Raw genomic sequence first — 17,683 nt, forward strand, 5'->3', positions numbered from 1 at the left:
GCCCCACCCCCGGCGGCCGCTGCGACGCCCGCCCCGGTGCAGACCGCCGATCCGTTCGGCCTCGAGACCACGCTCGAGGCCAGGAAGGTCGTCATGGTCAAGGGCACCGCGAATTGGGAGTCCGCCTTCGACACGCTGATCGACGCCTTCAAGGCCTTGAACACGCTGCTGGACAAGCAGGGCATCAAGCCGGCCGGCAATGCGATGATCGTCTACACCTCGACCGACGACACCGGCTTCACCTTCCTTGCCGAGATCCCGGTCGACCAGGATCCGAAGAACTTGTCCAAGGACATGAGCATCGGCAAATCGCCGGAGGGCAAAGCCCTGAAATTCGTCCATCGCGGCTCCTACGACAACATGGACAACACCTATGAGGCGATCACCAATCACCTCGACGACAAGAAGCTGGAAGCCAAGGACACCTTCATCGAGGAGTACCTCACCGATCCCCTGAAGACGGCCGAGGACAAGCTCGTGATCAATGTTTTCGTGCCGCTGAAGTGAGACCCATGAAAAAGCCTGCCCTGCTCGCCGCCGTTTTCGCCACCGCACTGCTGACGGCGCCCGCGCGCGCCGATGATTTTCCGTCCGCCATTTCGGTGAGCGGCGAAGCCACGATTTCCGCAGCCCCCGATCTCGCGCAGATCGATGCCGGCGTCGCCAACGATGCCAAGACGGCGAAGGAAGCTGCTGACGCCAACAACGCCGCGATGGGCAAGGTGCTGCTGGCGCTGAAGGGCGCAGGGATCGCCGAGAAGGACTACCAGACATCGCGCTTGTCGCTGCAGCCGCAATACGGCCAGAACAAATCCACCGGCGCCTCGCCCGTGGTCGGCTTCCGCGCGAGCAACCGCGTCACCGTGAAGATTCGCGACGTGACCAAGGTTGCCGGCGTCATCGACACGCTGGTCAACGCCGGCGCCAACGATATCGGCAACATCTCCTTCGAGGTGACGCAGGCGTCGAAGCTGCTCGACGATGCCCGCGAGCAGGCGATCGCCGATGCGCGACGCAAGGCGGAGGTCTATGCCAGGGCCACCGGCGTGACGCTGGGCGCGCCGCTCAGCGTCACCGAGGGCGGCGGCCCGGTGCCGCTGTTCAAGGGCCGCATGGCAGCGCCCATGGCTGCAGCACCGCAGGCCGCGGTGGCACCCGGCGAGGAGACGCTGTCGGTGACGGTGAATGTGAGCTGGGCGATCAAGCCGGGACAGTAGGTCTCGTGTCCCGGACGCGCTGCGCCACGCAGTGACGCTGCGCAGAGCCGGGACCCAGCAGCAACACGATACAATGCAGCGACATGGGCCCCGGCTCAGCAGCGCATCACTGACGTGCTGCGCTGCGTCCCGGGCACGAGTTGTGCGTGTGGAGAGCTAAATCTCCACCACCTGTCCAGGCTTCATCGCCACGAACCGCTCCTGCGGAATCTTCGCGGCATCGAGCGCTTCCACCAAGGCTTTCGCCGGCGCGTCGATCGCTTCATCGGTCAACTGGAACGTGCCGTGATGATGCCCGAGCGCTTCCTGCGCGCCGCAATCGAGCAGCGCCTTCACGGCATCTTCCGGGCTCATGTGCTGGTCGCGCATGAACCAGCGCGGCTCGTAGGCGCCGATCGGGAGGATCGCGAGGCGCAGCGGCCCGTGCTTATCGGCGACGCGGCGGAAATGCCTGCCGTCGCCATAGCCGGAATCGCAGACGACGTAGATCTTGCCGGCCGGCGTCTCCAGCACGAAGCTCGCCCACAGCGCCTTGTTGCGATCGAACATGCCGCGCGCCGTCCAGTGCCTCGTTGGCACCAGATGCACGGCGATGCCGCCGCCAAGCTCGACGCGGTCGTGCCAGTCGAAGGCCTCGACCTTGATCGTGGAATCGCGGCTGCGCATCGTCATGTCGTTGCCGAGCGGAGTGACCACGCGCGGAGCGAAATTCTTGGTGAGCCGCGACAGCGTCGCGATGTCCAGATGATCGTAGTGCCCGTGCGAGACCAGCACGACATCGATATTCGGCAGCTTCTCGAAGGCGATGCCGGGATCGTTGTGCCGCTTCGGCCCGGCCCAGGCGACCGGCGAGACCCGCATCGACCAGACCGGATCGACCAGGATGTTGAGACCGCCGGCCTGGATCAGCCAGCTGGCGTGGCCGACGAAGGAGAGCCGCACTTTGTCGCCCTCGATGCGCTCCGGCGGGATGTCGGCATGCGGGCTCGGCGCCCACTCCGGCCATTTCGCGCGCTGCCGCTTGCCGCCGAACTGCCAGCGCAGCACCTCACGAAGCGATTTCGGCGACGCGCCGTCGGGGTCGAAGAAGTGCCGGCCGTTGAAATGGTCGGAGGCGGGGCCGTCATAGGTTTTCATGCGGAGATCCAGCGCGAGGACGCCGACCAGGGCACCGGCGCCGGCGAGCGGCCCCAAAAGTCGGGTGACCGGCAGGCTCGTAGGGGATAGTCGGGCGGCAAGACATCACCGGCTATATGGGCCGGGCTGGCAGAAAAGGAACCCATGGCCAAAAAGTTCACATTTTCAGTCCCTTGCCTTATCGAGGGCGCCCCGGCACCCTAACTTTCCTTGACTTTTGGGCGGGAGCGGCGTTTAACCCCGCCACTTTCTCGGAAAGGCTTTCTTTTCGACCCGCCGACTGGCCCTGGAGGCCAGAGGTCAACGCCCGACAGCGCTGTGCGCCCTCGGGCGCAAAGGTGTTTGGAAGATCGCTTTTTGGCGAGCAGGACAAAGGACAACGGCATTGTTCGACAATCTGTCGGAACGGCTTGGCGGCATTCTCGATCGTCTGACGGGGCGCGGTGCGCTGACCGAAAAGGACGTCGACGCCGCGATGCGCGAGGTGCGCCGCGCGCTGCTGGAGGCCGACGTCGCGCTCGAGGTGGTGCGCAGCTTCACCGAACGCGTCCGGGAGCAGGCGATCGGCGCCACCGTCGTCAAGTCGGTCACGCCGGGCCAGATGGTGGTCAAGATCGTCCATGACGAGCTGATCAATACGCTCGGCGCCGAAGGCCAGACCATCGACGTCAATTCCGTTCCGCCGGTGCCGATCATGATGGTCGGCCTGCAAGGCTCCGGCAAGACCACCACCACCGCAAAGCTCGCGCGCCGCCTGGTCCAGCGCGACAAGCGCAAGGTGCTGATGGCCTCGCTCGACGTCTATCGCCCGGCGGCGATGGAGCAGCTGGCCGTGCTCGGCCGCGATCTCGACATTCCGACCCTGCCAATCGTCGCCGGCCAGCAGCCGCCGCAGATCGCCAAGCGCGCGCTGGAAGCCGGCAAGCTCGGCGGCTACGACATCGTGCTGCTCGACACCGCCGGCCGCACCACGCTCGACGAAGAGATGATGGCCGAGGCGGCCGCGATCAAAGCCGCGGCGAACCCGCATGAAGTGCTGCTGGTCGCGGACAGCCTCACCGGCCAGGACGCCGTAAATCTGGCGCGCTCGTTCGATCAGCGCGTCGGCCTCACCGGCATCGTGCTGACCCGCGTCGACGGCGACGGCCGCGGCGGCGCTGCGCTGTCGATGCGCGCGGTCACCGGCAAGCCGATCAAGCTGATCGGCACCGGTGAAAAGACCGACGCGCTGGAGGATTTCCATCCCGACCGTATCGCCGGGCGCATCCTCGGCATGGGCGACGTGGTGTCGCTGGTCGAGCGCGCCGCCGCCAACATCGACGCCGAGAAGGCCGCGCGCACCGCCGAGCGCATGCGCAAGGGCCAGTTCGACCTCAACGACATGCGCGAGCAGCTGCTGCAGATGTCCAGCATGGGCGGCATCAGCGGGCTGATGGGCATGATGCCCGGCATCTCCAAGATGAAGAGCCAGATCGCAGCGGCCGGCATCGACGACAAGATCCTGAAGCGCCAGGTCGCGATCATCGATTCCATGACGCGCGAGGAGCGCCGGCATCCGGATCTCTTGAAAGCGAGCCGCAAGAAGCGCATCGCCGCAGGCAGCGGCCAGAGCGTCGAGCACGTCAACAAGCTGCTCAAGATGCACCGGAACATGGCCGACGTGATGAAGGCCATGGGCTCGGGCAAGCGCGGCCCGCTCGCCGGCATCGCCCAGGCTATGGGCTTTGGCGGCGGCATGAAGATGCCCTCGCCCGAAGAAATGAAGGCGCTGCAGGAAAAGATGCAGAGTGGCGGCGGACAAGGTCTGCCCAACCTGCCGAAGGATCTGCCGGCCGGGCTTCGCCAGGGCCTGCCGAACCTTCCGGGACTGACCGGGCTGAGCGGCAAGCCGACACTGCCGGGTCTCGGCGGCTTCCCAGGCAAGAAGAAATGAGGAATTCGTCGCGAGGGCCGTAACTGGCCCGCGCGGCGCGAAAATACCAATCAACCGAACAAAAACGTACTTTGAAGGAGAACTGAATGTCCGTCGTTATCCGCCTCGCCCGCGCAGGCACCAAGAAGCGTCCCGTCTATCACGTCGTCGTCGCCGACTCGCGCTTTCCGCGCGATGGCCGCTTCATCGAGCGGCTCGGCTACTTCAATCCGCTGCTGCCGAAGGACAACGAGGCGCGCCTCAAGCTCGACATGGAGAAGGTGAAGGCCTGGGTCGCCAAGGGCGCGCAGCCGTCGGACCGCGTGGCGCGTTTCCTCGACGCTGCCGGCGTCAAGAAGCGCGAAGCGCGCAACAACCCGCAGAAGGCCGTGCCGCGCAAGGAGCGCAAGGCGCAGGCCGAAGCCGCCGCGAAGGCGTAAGGCTGGATCATGTCGGCGCTGGTCTGCGTCGCGCGGATCGGCGCCGCGCATGGTGTGCGCGGTGCGGTCAAATTGTGGACCTTCACCGAAGATCCCTTTGCCATCAGGCGCTACGGCCCGCTGCTGTCCAAGGACGGCAAGCGTCAGTTCGAGGTCGCAACGGCGCGCGAGGCGAAAGATCATCTGGTCGCGACGTTCAAGGGCGTCACGACCCGCGATGACGCCGAGCGCCTCAATGGCATCGAGCTCTATGTCGCGCGGGACAAGCTGCCCGCGACCGACGCGGACGAATATTACCACACCGACCTGATCGGGCTCGCCGCCGTCACCACCGACGGCGACGCGCTCGGCCGCGTCGTGGCCGTCCAGAACTTCGGCGCCGGCGACATCATCGAGATCGCGCCGCCCGAGGGCCCGACGCTGCTGCTGCCGTTCTCCAACGCGGTGGTGCCGGAGGTCGATCTCGCCGGCGGGCGCGTGGTGATCGCGCTGCCGCAGGAGATCGAGGGCGAGGAGAGCGACGACGAGGCATTCTCGCCAGGTCGCCCCCGCGAAAGCGGGGATCCATAACCACAGGCTGTGGTTTTTGGCTAAGCTGACTGCAATGACCAACCCCTCACCCTGGCGCGCGACCGTGCTGACGCTGTTTCCGGAGATGTTTCCGGGGCCGCTCGGCGTGAGCCTGGCCGGACGCGCGCTGGCCTCCGGGCTCTGGCAGCTCGAGGCGCGCGACATCCGCGCCTCCGCCACCGACCGCCACCGCAGCGTCGACGACACCCCGGCCGGCGGCGGCCCGGGCATGGTGCTGCGCGCGGACGTTCTGGCTGCCGCCATCGACGCGGCCGCGAGCGGCCCTGAGCGACCCCGCCTGCTCATGAGCCCGCGGGGTCGGCCACTGACTCAGGCCCGTGTCGTCGAACTCGCCAAGGGCCCCGGCCCCCTGATCGTCTGCGGGCGATTCGAGGGGGTGGACCAGCGCGTGATCGACGGACGGGGCCTCGAGGAGATCTCGATCGGCGACTACGTCCTGTCCGGGGGTGAAATCGCGGCCTTGGCCCTGATCGACGCCTGTGTCCGGCTCCTGCCGGGGGTGATGGGCAAGGAGGCCTCGGGAACCGAAGAAAGCTTTTCGGACGGGCTGCTCGAATACCCCCAATACACCCGCCCGCAGCTGTTCGAGGGGGTCCCGATCCCGGAAATCCTGACCTCGGGCGACCATGCCAAGGTTGCAGGCTGGCGGCGGGCGCAATCGGAGGCCCTGACCGCGGACCGGCGGCCGGATTTGTGGGCGCAAGTGCCGACCCCCGTCCCGAATCGGGCCGGGCGCCAAAAAACGCCAAAAAGCAAGACAGACGGGTGACAAACGCTCCGGCTTGCCTTATAGGAGCGGCCACATCCGCAATGGCTGGATAGACGAATTTCGCGCAGCCCCCGTTTGAAAAGGCTGGGCGCGCCGATGGAGATTTACCCATGAACCTGATCAAGCAGCTCGAGCAAGAGCAATTCGACAAGCTGTCCGCCGGCAAGGACATCCCGGAATTCGGCCCCGGTGACACCGTGATCGTCAACGTGAAGGTCGTCGAAGGCGACCGCACCCGCGTGCAGGCCTATGAGGGCGTGTGCATCGGCCGTTCGGGCGGCGGCCTCAACGAGAGCTTCACCGTCCGCAAGATCTCCTATGGCGAGGGCGTCGAGCGCGTGTTCCCGGTGATGTCGCCGATGATCGACTCGATCAAGGTGGTGCGCCGCGGCAAGGTGCGTCGCGCCAAGCTCTATTACCTCCGCAATCTCCGCGGCAAGTCAGCCCGCATCGTCGAGAAGCAGGACCGCCAGGCCGCCGTCGGCGAGTAAGCTTCGCCCCACCAGGCAAGTTTCCAAAAGCGCGGGGCTCGGCTCCGCGCTTTTTTGTTGCGTCAGCCGTGCGCGTCAAAGCTCTCGCGCTTCCAATTCGGCCTGCTATATATCTCTAGAATGTTTCCAGATCTGACCAGACCCTCGCCCGTCAAGCGCATCGTCATCGACGATCGCTCGCGGCTGCCTGGCCGGTTCTTCGGACGCTTCGCGACCTCGGCAACGTCAGAGCTTACGCGCGCAGCCTAAAAGCTGCGCCGACGATTTTGTTGCCCGCGCGCCATCCGCGCTCATCGCTGATACACATTCTCCGGAGCTTAAGCTCATGTCCAAGCCGACCACATTGTACGACAAGATCTGGAACGACCATCTTGTGCACGAAGCCGAGGACGGCACCTGCCTGCTCTACATCGACCGTCACCTGGTGCACGAGGTGACCTCGCCGCAGGCGTTCGAAGGCCTGCGCGCCACGGGACGCAAGGTCCACGCGCCCGAGAAGACGCTCGCCGTCGTCGACCACAACGTGCCGACCACCGACCGCACCAAGCCGAATCCCGACCCCGAGAGCATCGAGCAGATCAAGGCGCTGGCCGAGAACGCCAAGGAATTCGGCGTCGAATATTACAACGAGTTCGACAGGCGCCAGGGCATCGTCCACGTCATCGGCCCCGAGCAGGGTTTTACGCTGCCCGGCACCACCATCGTCTGCGGTGACAGCCACACCTCGACGCATGGCGCGTTCGGCGCGCTCGCGCACGGCATCGGCACCTCCGAGGTCGAGCACGTGCTGGCGACGCAGACGCTGATCCAGAAGAAGGCGAAGAACATGCGGGTCACCGTCGACGGCAAATTGCCGGACGGCGTGACCGGCAAGGACATCATCCTCGCCATCATCGGCGAGATCGGCACCGCAGGCGGCACCGGCTACGTGCTGGAATATGCCGGCGAGGCGATCCGCGCGCTCTCGATGGAAGGCCGCATGACGGTCTGCAACATGTCGATCGAAGGCGGCGCGCGCGCCGGCCTGGTCGCGCCCGACCAGAAGGCCTACGACTTCCTGCGCGACCGGCCGAAGGCGCCGATGGGCGCGGCCTGGGATGCTGCGATGCGCTATTGGGAGACGCTGCGCTCCGACGAGGGCGCGCATTTCGACCACGAGCTGCGCCTCGATGCGGCAAAGCTCCCGCCGATCGTGACCTGGGGCACTTCTCCCGAAGACGTGATCTCGGTCACCGGCATCGTGCCCGATCCCGACAAGATCGCGGACGAGGCCAAGCGCATCTCCAAGCATCGCGCGCTGAAATATATGGGCCTGACCGCCGGGACGAAGATCACAGACATCAAGCTCGACCGCGTCTTCATCGGCTCCTGCACCAACGGTCGCATCGAGGATTTGCGCGCGGCAGCGAAGATCGCCGAAGGCAAGACCGTTTCGGCGAACGTCAACGCCATGGTCGTGCCGGGTTCGGGCATCGTGAAGGAGCAGGCGGAAGCCGAGGGTCTGGACAAGATCTTCATCAAGGCCGGCTTCGAATGGCGCGAGCCGGGCTGCTCGATGTGCCTTGCCATGAATCCGGACAAGCTGAAGCCGGAAGAGCGCTGCGCCTCGACCTCGAACCGCAACTTCGAGGGCCGCCAGGGTTTCAAGGGCCGCACGCATCTGGTGTCGCCTGCGATGGCGGCGGCGGCGGCGATTGCCGGTCACTTCGTCGATGTCAGGGACTGGCGGTAAGCCAGTTCCTGCAATTGTAGCGATCGCGGCAAACCGCCCTTAATCGGCGGCGACGACAGTGTCCTCGCGACCGTTCGCGAGGACACGCCTCATGGCCAACAAGCCGGAATATGTCGATCTGATCAGCGAGGCCACGCGCCAGCACCGGCGGCGCGCAGCGCCGCTGCGCATCGTCGCCAAGCCTGAGGTCGAGGAGACCTCGAAGCTCAGCCGCTGGCCACCTGCGATGTTCAAGCAGTGGAAGGTCGAGAATTTGATGCGGTGGAAGTCAGCGTCATGGAAGCTGAAGGACTGGCTCTGAGCTAGAGCGCCATTATCCGCCGTCATTCCGGAGCGCCCGAAGGGCGAATTGCGGTGCGCAATTGCGCACCTGAGATCTGGCGCTTGCGCGCGATCCCGGAATGACGACTCTAGCTCACGTCACCAATACCGGTACGGATACTGCCAGCGCGGCCAGTGGCAGACGCGGCGCGGGCCGTAGTAAGTCCAGACGATCCGGCAGCGGCGCGGGTAGTGGTAATAGGGATAGTACCCGCCAACATAATAGCGCCGGTGGAAGTGACGATAACCGTAGTGCGGGCGATGATGGCCCCAGTGACGGTGGTAGCCGCCATATCCGCCATGCCGAAAGCCGCCGTAGCGATAGGCTCCGACATGACGGTGATGAAAGGCCGGCGCGGCACGGAAGCCGCCGATATGGCCACCACGAAATCCACCGCCGTGGAAACCGCCAATATGTCGCCCGCCGCCATGGAAGCCGCCTCCGCGGAAACCTCCGCCGTGAAAGCCATGTCCACCATGCCCGCCGCCGTGGCGAATCTGCGTGACGAGATCGCCGGCCGCGGCCTTCGTTGCGGGTGACGTCGCCGGATTGATCAAGGTGAGCGCATCAGCGCGACGCGCGGTGCCGGCCGACAGCATCAGCGTCGCGGCGGCCGCAAGTCCGAGCAGGCGCATCGGGCTCGTCCCGAGGCCGAACATTCTCAGCATGGAATCCTCCCTGAATCTGGACAGCAGAGCTGCGGCGCGACGTCTCGGCCTCGCCATTGCTGTTCAATAACGGTCGCACCCTCGGGTAAACTGAGGAGAGCGAGGTGAACGCGCCATGAATGAACGACACTGCGCTCCGCGATGCGACGCAGTGCCGCGACGGGAGGAATTTTGCAGATGACCGTCTACGCCATTGCGCAATTGAAGATGACCGACCGCGCGGCCTATGACCGCTATCAGGCGCGGTTCTTCGACGTGTTCAGGAAGTACAACGGACGGCTGCTCGCCGCCGACGAACATCCGCGCGTGCTCGAAGGCGCATGGCCGCATGACAAGCTGGTCATGATGTCGTTTCCCGACGAGGCCTCGTTCCTCGCCTTCTCGAACTCGCCGGAGTACGAGGACATCTCGCGTGATCGCAAGGCCGGCGCGCAGGCGACCGTGCTGCTGGTCAAGGGATTTGCGCCCACGGGCTAGCGGTTCACCAGAAGGGCCCGTAGCCGAACACGAAGGGCGCGGGCACGCCATAGGGATAGGGACGGTAGTGGACGGGCCGCGCGTAGTAGCGCGGATCACGGCGCACGGCAGGCCGCACGATGTCATGCGTGCGCGCCGGCCGTCGTGCATCGAAAACCGCGATTCCCGCCGAGGCCTCCGGCTTCGTCGCCCTGTGCGCCGCGGAAGCGCGGGGCAGGCCCGCAGCGAGCGCGACGGCAACGACGCATATAACCCATCTCGCCATGATGACCCCGTGAGGCTTCCGCGCTGCGCGCTCGTGTTGAACCGGCGTTAGCCCGGGCGCCAGTAGCAACTCACGCGCGGCACGATCACGGTGCCGCTCGGCCGGTATTCCTGCACATAGGTGGCGTTGCACACGCGGACCGCATTCGGCCCCGGATTGTAGCGCGGATAGACGCCGTCGGGGCTGTAATAGGGCGTGACACGCAGGCGGGCGGGGTGGCGCTTGCGCGACGGGGGGATGTCATCAGGCGCGGCCGTCTGCGCGAGCCTCACCCCGGGGGCCACCGTCTGGGCCTCCGCGCCGACACAAAACTGCGAAAACAACCCCATGCACAGTAGCGTCAGCGCTGTTTTTGCTCGCATTTTTTCGGCCCACCTGAAACGTCCCAATCAAGGCCCACGCTCCCCGTTTTGGCGGCGGCCGTCAACCTCGCCGCGCTTATAAAGCCAGACGCATCGCCAAGGAACCCGCGCCGGCCTCCGTTTCGATGGAATTGAAACGAGCTCCGGATTTCTTGCTCCGACGCATTTTCTTCACGCGAACCGGTATCCACTTCGCTCCAAAACGCTTTAGAAGAAGCCCATGTGGACGGAATTGAAAGCGCCCTCGCTGGCCGAGATGGAAGCAACGGCGCACGACATCTTCGAGGGGCTGCCGGCGGAATTTCGCGGGCTGTGCGAGGGCGTCATCATCCGCGTCGACGACTTCCCCACCGAGGAGGTCCTGGACGAGATGGAATGCGAGAGCGAGTTCGACCTGCTCGGGCTGTTCCAGGGCGTCGGCCTGCCGCAACAGAGTTTCGGCGACGTGGCGCGGCTGCCCAACATGGTCTGGCTCTACCGCCGCCCGATCCTGGATTACTGGGCCGAGCACGACGAAAGCCTCGGCCATATCGTCCGCCACGTCCTGATCCACGAGATCGGCCACCATTTTGGCCTGTCGGACGACGATATGGAGGCGATTGAGGCCAAGGCGGAGTAGATCTGCCGAATTCGGCCTAGGATTTGGCCTCCGATCGCGATAAATACCGGCTTCCCTGAACCAGAAAGCGCAACCATGGACAAGTTCACCACGCTGGAAGGCGTCGCGGCGCCGCTGAAGATCATCAATGTCGACACCGACATGATCATTCCGAAGCAGTACCTCAAGACCATCAAGCGCACCGGCCTTGGCAAGGGGCTCTTCTCCGAGCAGCGCTACAAGGACGATGGCAGCGAGAACCCCGATTTCGTCCTCAACCAGCCCGCCTATCGCAATGCGAAGGTGCTGGTGGCCGGCGATAATTTCGGCTGCGGCTCGAGCCGCGAGCACGCGCCCTGGGCGCTGCTCGATTTCGGCATCCGCTGCGTAATCTCGACCTCGTTCGGCGACATCTTCTACAACAACTGCTTCAAGAACGGCATTCTGCCGATCCGCGTCTCGCAGGAAGACCTCGACAAGCTGTTCGACGATGCCGAGCGCGGCGCCAATGCTACGCTGACGATCGACCTGCCGAACCAGGAGATCCGCGGCCCCGACGGCGGCAAGGTCAAGTTCGAGATCGATCCGTTCCGCAAGCACTGCCTGATCAACGGCCTCGACGATATCGGCCTCACCATGGAGAAGAAGGCCTCGATCGACAGCTACGAGGAGAAGCTCAAGCGCGAGCGCGCCTGGGCCTGATCTCATATTTCCTGAGCATGACCTTTCCGGAAAACCGCCGCACACTTTTCCGGATCATGCTCTGGTTTTCGTTCGAGCCCTGGTGCGTCATCCGCGCCGGGGCTTTTTCTTTGCTCCGGTTATCCCGTAAAGCTTTTCCTCATGCTGCCCGAGATCGTCACCTTCTGGCATGGCCCGATGGACGCGCTGCGCCGGACCTGTCTTCGCTCACAGCTCGCTGCGGGCCACAAGGTCACGGTCTACAGCTTTGATCCCATTCCCGGCCTGCCGGCTGGCATCGAGAATGCCGAGGCCGAGGCAATCCTGCCGCACGCGTTCTCCGAACGCTTGCGACCGCCGCAGCCGGACGGCAGCTGGCGCGACTGGACCACGCTGCAGTTCAGCGACTTCTTCCGCATGAAACTGATGGCGAAGAATCTCGGCCTCTGGCTCGATGCCGACGTGCTGCTCCTGAAGCCCGTCGAGATCGATCCGGCAAAGCCCTACTTCGCCTGGGAGCGGCGGCGCCAGCTCGGCAACTCCGTGATCTATCTTCCGCCCGGGCACGGCATCGTGCGCGCATTCGAGGAACTGATGGAGCAGGAGGAGCTGACGCCGAACTGGCTGTCGCTGCGCCACCGCATCACCTTCATCATGCGCCGCCTGCGCGGCGGATCGAGCCGCCTCTCGGATATTCGCGTCGCGATCTACGGCCCTGCCGCGCTGACCGCGCTCGCGCGCCGCACCGGCGAATTGCAGAACGCACTCCCGAAGCAGTCGTTCTACGCCGTGCATGCCGAGCCGAAACTTTTCTTCGATCCTTCGAGCTATCTCGGCCTCGTCACCAGCCCCGAGATCATCGGCCTGCACATCTCGCCCAAGGGCCGCGGCGGCGAAAAGCCGATTCCGGGCAGCCTGTATGCCTGGGCGGCGGAGCGATTCGGCTAAGCGTGCGCCCATGTCCCGGACGCGGTGCAGCGCGTAGCGGTGCGCCGCAGAGCCGGGACCCAGAGACCCAGAGATGCGGCGAGATGGGTCCCGGCCCTGCGCAGCAGCGTTGCACGCTGCAGCGCGTCCGGGACACGAGATCGATCTCCGGGGGCTTCTCCCAGTTTGATCCAGCGCAACGCGCTCCTGCACCATTGTGCTTAATTCGCTCCAGTTTCCGACGTCCGAATGGAGCTTTCCATGAGCACCGCAAGCAGGCCATATCCCATCGTTCAGGATCTCATCGAGTCCTTTGCGAGCTGGCTGAAGCATCGCCGCGAGATGAACGAGATGCGGCAGCTCGATCGCGCCGATTTCGACCGGATCGCGAATGATCTCAGGATCGCGCCAGATGATCTCGAAGAGCTGGTCCGTCACGGCCGGCACGCCGCCGACGAACTCCCGAAGATGCTGGAGCAGCTCGGCATCAGCGCCGAGCGGCTCGGGCGGGCGCAGCCCCTGCTGCTGCGCGACATGGAGCGGACCTGTTCGCTCTGCAATCACAAGGGAGAATGCGACCGCGATCTCACTGAGGGCACGGCCGCGGAGAACTATCACGGCTATTGCGCCAACGCCTCGACGCTGGAGTCGCTCGATCGCGCCGACCTCGCGCCGCGCTGAGTTGCACCTCGCGCGAGGTCACCTGCCAGCAACGAAATAGAAGTCCTGCCGTCCGGAGATCGAGCCGTAGCTGAACGGCTTTTGCCTGCGGCCAGTCGCCTCCATGACGTCGTCGCGAACGAAATCGAACAGCCTGCGAACCTCGAGACCCGGCGTCGGAAGGTTCTTGACGAAGGCGGTCGCGAACGGACTGTTGATCCCGTCACCGTCGAGCGCGGTCTCGCCGTCCTTGGCGGCATAGACCACCAGCGTGCCCGCCTCCGGCTCGACAGGCGCCAGACCTCGCGACACCGAACGCGACGCCACCGTCATCGTGCGCTTCATTTGGGCCGCGAACGGATTGTCGCGGCAGGCATCGAGAATGACGAGACGCAGCTTCCTGGCGCGCTCCGCCGCATTGAGAACCTGATCGACCGGAACGGCTTCGAATCCGATCTCGCGATCCGCCGCGATCTTCGCGTCCGTCGGAATGAGATAATTGACGCCGCCGACCTCCATGCCGTGTCCGGCATAATACACGACCGCCCAATCCGCCGTCTCCGCGCGTGCAGCGAACTCGCGCAAGGCATTCACCAGCGCATCCTTGCGAAGATCGGTCAGCAGAGTCACGGCTTCGAACCCGGTGAGCCTCAGCACATCGGCGACGAGGCTCGCATCGCGGACGGGGTTCGGCAGTGCGGCCACGTTCTCATAAGCCGAGTTGCCGATGACGAGGGCGATACGGCGATCACCGTTCGCAACCCCGGGCGCCACGACAGCCGGAGGGACGCCGGCTTTCTCGACCAGTATCGTAGCTGGCCGCGGTGAAGGCAGGGCGGAGAGCCGCTCACGCGCCTTGTCCAGAGCCCATCTTGTGGCGCTCTGGGTCAGTCCGAGCGTGGCGTTGAAGTCGGCCCTTGCTTTGACGAAATCGCCGCGCTTCTCGTAGGCGAGCCCGCGATTGACATAGGCGTTCGCATAGCTGGGATCAACGCGTATCGTTTCAGTGTAGTCGGCGATGGCGCGGTCGGCGTCGCCCTTCTTGCCGTAGGCGTTGCCGCGATTGAAATACGCGTTTGCGTTCGTCGGCTGCAGGCGGACCGCTTCGGTATAATCGGCAATGGCCCGATCGGTGTTGCCCTTGTTGCTGTAGGCGTTGCCTCGGTTGTAGTAGGCATTCGCATACGCGGGATCGTGCCGAATCGTCGCCGTGTAATCCGCGATCGCGCGGTCATTGTCGCCCTTGTTGCTGTAGGCGTTGCCCCGGTTGTAGTGGGCGTTCGCATGAGCCGGATCAAGCCGGATCGCCGCGGTGTAGTCGGCTATGGCGCGGTCATTGTCGCCGTTGGCCGCATAGGCATTGCCCCGGTTGTAGTACGCATTCGCGTCCTTGGGATCTCGCCGTATGGCCTCCGATGCGGCGGCAATGGCAGCGCTCGCCTCGCCTTTGGGGCGGTCGTTGGCGGCAGCCGGGGCAGCAAGGATAAGAAGTGCGAGGCAATAGAATAATTTGCGCAGCATACGAAAGCCCACTCGCCATATCAGGGACGGGAAGCACTATTCAAACAACGCAAATTTATCGGAGCAATCAGCCGGACTGTGTGATCTAAGTTACAGGAATCCTGGCGCACCAGGCGAGCGGCTTATCGTTACTGACGGGAAATCCGCCCCAGGCGGACATCCGCCGCCCGGACCTCTCTTCAGCCCTTCCCCAGCGCGGCGATCGCGTCCGCGATCTCGATGGTGCGGCGGGCCATGTCGGCGTGCAGGCGCTCCACCATGGCGCCGTCGAGGCGGATCGCGCCGCGCGAGGCGTTCTCGGGCAGCTCGAACGCGGCGATGATCTTGCGGGCGCGCGCGACTTCCTCTTCGGGAGGCGTGAAGATCGCGTTGCAGGCGTCGATCTGCGAGGGGTGGATCAGCGTCTTGCCGTCGAAGCCGAGATCGCGGCCTTGCGCGCATTCGGTGGCGAAGCCGTCGGAATTGGCGATGTCGCTGTAGGGCCCGTCGAGGATTTCGAGGCCGTGGGCGCGCGTCGCCAGGATGCAGTGGGTGATCATCGGGATCATCGCGGCGCGTCCCGGCAGCATCCGGATCCGCGTCTCGCGCGAGATGTCGTTCGGGCCGAACACGAAGCCGGAGAGGCGCCGCGACGGATCGCGCCCGGAGGCGGCGAGTTCCTCGGCATGCAGCACCGCGCGCGCGGTCTCGATCATGGCCCAGACCTTCACGGTCGGCGCGGCGCCAAGCTCGGCGAGGCGGCGGCCGATGGCGTCGAGATCCTCGATGCTTGAAACTTTTGGAACCAGGATGCCGTCGGGCGATGCCTTGGCGGCCATCGCGATGTCGTCGGCCCACCATTGGCTGTCGAGGCCGTTGGTCCGGATCAAAATCTCGCGCTTGCCAAAACCCTTGGCCGCGATCGCCGCGGCAATGCCGTCACGCGCCGCCGCCTTGGCCTCGGGGGCGACCGAGTCTTCCAGATCGAGGATCAGGCCGTCCGCGGCAAGATTGCGCGCCTTTTCCAGCGCGCGGGGATTGGAGCCGGGCATGAACAGGTGGCTGCGGCGGGGGCGGGTCATGCTGGCGTTCCTTCCTCGTCTGTCGTCCGACATCAGCCGATAGCACCTGGCCTGCCCATTCGAAAGGCTTGTTCGCTCCTGCGGTCTATGATTAGGCATAGGTATGATGACATTCCCGAAGCATTTGCTGGAAGGCTACAAAGCCTTCGCCACCCAGCGGCTGCCAACCGAGCAGACCCGCTATCGCGATCTGTCGGTGAAGGGGCAGTCGCCGGAAGTGATGGTGATCGGCTGCTGCGACAGCCGCGTCTCGCCGGAGGTGATCTTCGACGTCGGCCCCGGCGAATTGTTCGTGGTCCGCAACATCGCCAACCTCGTGCCGGTGTATCAGCCCGACGGCGCCGCCCATGGCGTCTCGGCCGCGCTGGAATATGCCGTGACGGTGCTGAAGGTGAAGCACATCGTCATCCTCGGCCACGCGCAATGCGGCGGCATACGCGCCTTCGTCGACAAGATCGAGCCGCTCACGCCCGGCGACTTCATCGGCAAATGGATGCAGATGTTCATCAAGCCGGGCGAAGTGGTCGAGCAGCGCCAGCACGAGAGCATGGCGCAGTTCGTCGAGCGGATCGAGAAGGCCGCCGTGTTCCGCAGCCTGGAAAACCTGATGACCTTCCCGTTCGTGCGCAAGGCTGTGGAGAGCGGCCAGATGCAGACGCACGGCGCCTATTTCGGCGTCGCGGAGGGATCCTTGTTCGTGCTGGATAAGGCGACGAAGGAATTCAAGAAGGCAAATGGCGAGTAGCGAATGGGAAACGCCATTCGCTGCTCCCTATTCGCCACCTTTCACGCGGCCTTCTTCTTCGCGCTGATCAGCTTGCGGTTGATCAGCACTTCGGCGATCTGGATCGCGTTGAGCGCGGCGCCCTTGCGCAGGTTATCCGACACGCACCACAGCACGAGGCCGTTCTCCACCGTCGCGTCCTCGCGGATGCGGCTGATGTAAGTCGCGTCCTCGCCGGCCGCTTCGTAAGGAGTGGCGTAGCCGCCGGGCTCCTGCTTGTCGATGACGAGACAGCCGGGCGCCTTGCGCAGGATTTCGCGGGCTTCGTCCGCGCTGATCGGGTTCTCGAACTCGATGTTGACGGCCTCAGAGTGGCCGACGAACACAGGCACGCGCACGCAGGTGGCGGAGAGCTTGATCTTGGGATCAAGGATCTTCTTGGTCTCCGCCATCATCTTCCACTCTTCCTTGGTGTAGCCGTCCTCCATGAAGACGTCGATGTGGGGGATGACGTTGAAGGCGATGCGCTTGGGGAATTTCTTCGCGACCAGCTCGTCATTGGTGTAGACGGCCTTGGTCTGCGAGAACAGTTCGTCCATCGCGTCCTTGCCGGCGCCCGACACCGATTGATAGGTCGAGACGACAACGCGCTTGATCGTAGCCTTGTCGTGCAGCGGCTTGAGCGCGACCACGAGCTGCGCGGTCGAGCAGTTCGGATTGGCGATGATGTTCTTCTTCTTGAAGCCTTCGGTCGCGGCCGCGTTCACTTCGGGCACGATCAGCGGCACATCGGGATCCATGCGCCAGGCCGAGGAATTGTCGATCACGACCGCGCCGGCGGCGCCGATCTGCGGCGACCATTCCTTCGATACCGAACCGCCGGCCGACATCAGGCAAATGTCGACGTCGGAGAAGTCGTAGTGCTCAAGCGCTTTGACCTTCAGGGTGCGGTCGCCATAGGACACCTCGACGCCGACGCTGCGGCGCGAGGCCAGGGCTACGACCTCGTCCGCGGGAAATTTGCGCTCATCCAGGATGTTGAGCATTTCCCGTCCGACATTGCCGGTCGCGCCGACGACTGCGACTTTGTAACCCATCGTTCACTCTCCGATGAAAAAGCCCGTTCCT

Annotated in this window: 22 protein-coding genes; 15 read left to right on the plus strand and 7 right to left on the minus strand. The window is 64.8% G+C overall.

Annotated features, from left to right (window positions below; genetic code table 11):
* Together EHH60_RS35030 and EHH60_RS35035 are read left to right on the plus strand one after the other, a co-directional pair.
* Positions 1 to 507 (plus strand): GyrI-like domain-containing protein (locus EHH60_RS35030; protein ID WP_245454671.1); only part of this gene is annotated, 507 nt, incomplete at its 5' end.
* Positions 508 to 512: 5 nt separating this feature from the next.
* Complete coding sequence (locus EHH60_RS35035; protein WP_199752436.1) at positions 513 to 1,217, plus strand: SIMPL domain-containing protein; 705 nt, start codon at positions 513 to 515, stop codon at positions 1,215 to 1,217.
* Positions 1,218 to 1,373: 156 nt separating this feature from the next.
* Here EHH60_RS35035 and EHH60_RS35040 read toward each other — a convergent pair whose 3' ends face one another.
* On the minus strand, positions 1,374 to 2,354 hold the full coding sequence (locus EHH60_RS35040) for an MBL fold metallo-hydrolase (protein ID WP_124163763.1): 981 nt from the start codon (positions 2,352 to 2,354) through the stop codon (positions 1,374 to 1,376).
* A gap of 385 nt (positions 2,355 to 2,739) precedes the next feature.
* Between EHH60_RS35040 and ffh the strand changes: the two genes are divergently transcribed.
* The 7 genes from ffh to EHH60_RS35075 all read left to right on the plus strand — a co-directional run bounded on the left by ffh (position 2,740) and on the right by EHH60_RS35075 (position 8,590).
* Entirely contained in the window at positions 2,740 to 4,287 is a 1,548-nt protein-coding gene (ffh, locus tag EHH60_RS35045) for a signal recognition particle protein (RefSeq protein WP_124163764.1), read from the plus strand.
* Between the two features lie 86 nt (positions 4,288 to 4,373).
* Positions 4,374 to 4,706 carry a 30S ribosomal protein S16 gene (gene rpsP, locus EHH60_RS35050; protein WP_035702960.1) on the plus strand — a complete coding sequence of 111 codons (333 nt, stop codon included), beginning with the start codon at positions 4,374 to 4,376 and terminating at the stop codon, positions 4,704 to 4,706.
* 9 nt (positions 4,707 to 4,715) lie between these two features.
* Positions 4,716 to 5,276, plus strand: a complete 561-nt coding sequence (gene rimM / locus EHH60_RS35055; protein ID WP_124163765.1) for a ribosome maturation factor RimM — start codon at positions 4,716 to 4,718, stop codon at positions 5,274 to 5,276.
* Between the two features lie 34 nt (positions 5,277 to 5,310).
* Entirely contained in the window at positions 5,311 to 6,066 is a 756-nt protein-coding gene (gene trmD / locus EHH60_RS35060; protein WP_124163766.1) for a tRNA (guanosine(37)-N1)-methyltransferase TrmD, read from the plus strand.
* A 110-nt stretch (positions 6,067 to 6,176) separates the two neighbouring features.
* On the plus strand, positions 6,177 to 6,557 hold the full coding sequence (gene rplS / locus EHH60_RS35065) for a 50S ribosomal protein L19 (RefSeq protein ID WP_011083318.1): 381 nt from the start codon (positions 6,177 to 6,179) through the stop codon (positions 6,555 to 6,557).
* Positions 6,558 to 6,882: 325 nt separating this feature from the next.
* Positions 6,883 to 8,289 carry a 3-isopropylmalate dehydratase large subunit gene (gene leuC, locus EHH60_RS35070; protein WP_124163767.1) on the plus strand — a complete coding sequence of 469 codons (1,407 nt, stop codon included), beginning with the start codon at positions 6,883 to 6,885 and terminating at the stop codon, positions 8,287 to 8,289.
* 91 nt (positions 8,290 to 8,380) lie between these two features.
* Complete coding sequence (locus tag EHH60_RS35075; protein ID WP_124163768.1) at positions 8,381 to 8,590, plus strand: hypothetical protein; 210 nt, start codon at positions 8,381 to 8,383, stop codon at positions 8,588 to 8,590.
* A gap of 119 nt (positions 8,591 to 8,709) precedes the next feature.
* Here EHH60_RS35075 and EHH60_RS35080 read toward each other — a convergent pair whose 3' ends face one another.
* Positions 8,710 to 9,279 (minus strand): hypothetical protein, encoded by a 570-nt coding sequence (locus EHH60_RS35080; RefSeq protein ID WP_124163769.1) that lies wholly within the window; start codon positions 9,277 to 9,279, stop codon positions 8,710 to 8,712.
* Between the two features lie 177 nt (positions 9,280 to 9,456).
* Here EHH60_RS35080 and EHH60_RS35085 point away from each other — a divergent pair, with 177 nt between their 5' ends.
* Positions 9,457 to 9,756, plus strand: coding sequence for a DUF1330 domain-containing protein (locus EHH60_RS35085; protein ID WP_124163770.1), 300 nt, complete (start codon positions 9,457 to 9,459; stop codon positions 9,754 to 9,756).
* A gap of 4 nt (positions 9,757 to 9,760) precedes the next feature.
* On the opposite strand, the gene EHH60_RS35090 is transcribed toward EHH60_RS35085, so the two are convergent.
* Complete coding sequence (locus tag EHH60_RS35090; RefSeq protein WP_124163771.1) at positions 9,761 to 10,021, minus strand: hypothetical protein; 261 nt, start codon at positions 10,019 to 10,021, stop codon at positions 9,761 to 9,763.
* Positions 10,022 to 10,068: 47 nt separating this feature from the next.
* Positions 10,069 to 10,350 carry a hypothetical protein gene (locus EHH60_RS35095; protein WP_199752442.1) on the minus strand — a complete coding sequence of 94 codons (282 nt, stop codon included), beginning with the start codon at positions 10,348 to 10,350 and terminating at the stop codon, positions 10,069 to 10,071.
* Positions 10,351 to 10,603: 253 nt separating this feature from the next.
* On the opposite strand from EHH60_RS35095, the gene EHH60_RS35100 reads away from it, so the two are divergent.
* From EHH60_RS35100 to EHH60_RS35115, 4 genes are all read left to right on the plus strand, one after another.
* Positions 10,604 to 11,002: a metallopeptidase family protein gene (locus tag EHH60_RS35100; RefSeq protein ID WP_124163773.1), complete on the plus strand. Its 399-nt coding sequence runs from the start codon at positions 10,604 to 10,606 to the stop codon at positions 11,000 to 11,002.
* A gap of 75 nt (positions 11,003 to 11,077) precedes the next feature.
* Positions 11,078 to 11,683: a 3-isopropylmalate dehydratase small subunit gene (gene leuD / locus EHH60_RS35105; protein ID WP_061880161.1), complete on the plus strand. Its 606-nt coding sequence runs from the start codon at positions 11,078 to 11,080 to the stop codon at positions 11,681 to 11,683.
* A gap of 141 nt (positions 11,684 to 11,824) precedes the next feature.
* Positions 11,825 to 12,610 (plus strand): glycosyltransferase family 32 protein, encoded by a 786-nt coding sequence (locus EHH60_RS35110; protein ID WP_124163774.1) that lies wholly within the window; start codon positions 11,825 to 11,827, stop codon positions 12,608 to 12,610.
* Positions 12,611 to 12,850: 240 nt separating this feature from the next.
* On the plus strand, positions 12,851 to 13,270 hold the full coding sequence (locus EHH60_RS35115; RefSeq protein WP_124163775.1) for a DUF6455 family protein: 420 nt from the start codon (positions 12,851 to 12,853) through the stop codon (positions 13,268 to 13,270).
* 18 nt (positions 13,271 to 13,288) lie between these two features.
* Here EHH60_RS35115 and EHH60_RS35120 read toward each other — a convergent pair whose 3' ends face one another.
* Together EHH60_RS35120 and EHH60_RS35125 are read right to left on the minus strand one after the other, a co-directional pair.
* The gene (locus EHH60_RS35120; RefSeq protein ID WP_124163776.1) at positions 13,289 to 14,770 is read right to left on the minus strand and encodes a tetratricopeptide repeat protein; all 1,482 of its coding nucleotides are present in this window, start codon (positions 14,768 to 14,770) and stop codon (positions 13,289 to 13,291) included.
* Positions 14,771 to 14,949: 179 nt separating this feature from the next.
* The gene (locus tag EHH60_RS35125) at positions 14,950 to 15,831 is read right to left on the minus strand and encodes an HpcH/HpaI aldolase/citrate lyase family protein (RefSeq protein WP_124163777.1); all 882 of its coding nucleotides are present in this window, start codon (positions 15,829 to 15,831) and stop codon (positions 14,950 to 14,952) included.
* A gap of 103 nt (positions 15,832 to 15,934) precedes the next feature.
* Here EHH60_RS35125 and EHH60_RS35130 point away from each other — a divergent pair, with 103 nt between their 5' ends.
* Positions 15,935 to 16,576 (plus strand): carbonic anhydrase, encoded by a 642-nt coding sequence (locus EHH60_RS35130; protein ID WP_124163778.1) that lies wholly within the window; start codon positions 15,935 to 15,937, stop codon positions 16,574 to 16,576.
* A gap of 41 nt (positions 16,577 to 16,617) precedes the next feature.
* Here the strand turns inward: EHH60_RS35130 and EHH60_RS35135 are convergent, their stop codons facing one another.
* The gene (locus tag EHH60_RS35135; RefSeq protein ID WP_124163779.1) at positions 16,618 to 17,652 is read right to left on the minus strand and encodes an aspartate-semialdehyde dehydrogenase; all 1,035 of its coding nucleotides are present in this window, start codon (positions 17,650 to 17,652) and stop codon (positions 16,618 to 16,620) included.
* Positions 17,653 to 17,683: the final 31 nt, after the last annotated feature.

The sequence above is a fragment of the Bradyrhizobium sp. RP6 genome (genome assembly GCF_003837805.1).
Classification (GTDB): Bacteria; Pseudomonadota; Alphaproteobacteria; order Rhizobiales; family Xanthobacteraceae; genus Bradyrhizobium.

Bases quoted from the DNA above. Each gene is read 5' to 3' on its own strand.
- EHH60_RS35035 (WP_199752436.1), top strand. From the start codon at position 513: ATGAAAAAGCCTGCCCTGCTCGCCGCCGTTTTCGCCACCGCACTGCTG.
- EHH60_RS35040 (WP_124163763.1), bottom strand. From the start codon at position 2,354: ATGAAAACCTATGACGGCCCCGCCTCCGACCATTTCAACGGCCGGCAC.
- rpsP (WP_035702960.1), top strand. From the start codon at position 4,374: ATGTCCGTCGTTATCCGCCTCGCCCGCGCAGGCACCAAGAAGCGTCCC.
- rimM (WP_124163765.1), top strand. From the start codon at position 4,716: ATGTCGGCGCTGGTCTGCGTCGCGCGGATCGGCGCCGCGCATGGTGTG.
- trmD (WP_124163766.1), top strand. From the start codon at position 5,311: ATGACCAACCCCTCACCCTGGCGCGCGACCGTGCTGACGCTGTTTCCG.
- rplS (WP_011083318.1), top strand. From the start codon at position 6,177: ATGAACCTGATCAAGCAGCTCGAGCAAGAGCAATTCGACAAGCTGTCC.
- leuC (WP_124163767.1), top strand. From the start codon at position 6,883: ATGTCCAAGCCGACCACATTGTACGACAAGATCTGGAACGACCATCTT.
- EHH60_RS35075 (WP_124163768.1), top strand. From the start codon at position 8,381: ATGGCCAACAAGCCGGAATATGTCGATCTGATCAGCGAGGCCACGCGC.
- EHH60_RS35080 (WP_124163769.1), bottom strand. From the start codon at position 9,279: ATGCTGAGAATGTTCGGCCTCGGGACGAGCCCGATGCGCCTGCTCGGA.
- EHH60_RS35085 (WP_124163770.1), top strand. From the start codon at position 9,457: ATGACCGTCTACGCCATTGCGCAATTGAAGATGACCGACCGCGCGGCC.
- EHH60_RS35090 (WP_124163771.1), bottom strand. From the start codon at position 10,021: ATGGCGAGATGGGTTATATGCGTCGTTGCCGTCGCGCTCGCTGCGGGC.
- EHH60_RS35095 (WP_199752442.1), bottom strand. From the start codon at position 10,350: ATGGGGTTGTTTTCGCAGTTTTGTGTCGGCGCGGAGGCCCAGACGGTG.
- EHH60_RS35100 (WP_124163773.1), top strand. From the start codon at position 10,604: ATGTGGACGGAATTGAAAGCGCCCTCGCTGGCCGAGATGGAAGCAACG.
- leuD (WP_061880161.1), top strand. From the start codon at position 11,078: ATGGACAAGTTCACCACGCTGGAAGGCGTCGCGGCGCCGCTGAAGATC.
- EHH60_RS35110 (WP_124163774.1), top strand. From the start codon at position 11,825: ATGCTGCCCGAGATCGTCACCTTCTGGCATGGCCCGATGGACGCGCTG.
- EHH60_RS35115 (WP_124163775.1), top strand. From the start codon at position 12,851: ATGAGCACCGCAAGCAGGCCATATCCCATCGTTCAGGATCTCATCGAG.
- EHH60_RS35120 (WP_124163776.1), bottom strand. From the start codon at position 14,770: ATGCTGCGCAAATTATTCTATTGCCTCGCACTTCTTATCCTTGCTGCC.
- EHH60_RS35125 (WP_124163777.1), bottom strand. From the start codon at position 15,831: ATGACCCGCCCCCGCCGCAGCCACCTGTTCATGCCCGGCTCCAATCCC.
- EHH60_RS35130 (WP_124163778.1), top strand. From the start codon at position 15,935: ATGATGACATTCCCGAAGCATTTGCTGGAAGGCTACAAAGCCTTCGCC.
- EHH60_RS35135 (WP_124163779.1), bottom strand. From the start codon at position 17,652: ATGGGTTACAAAGTCGCAGTCGTCGGCGCGACCGGCAATGTCGGACGG.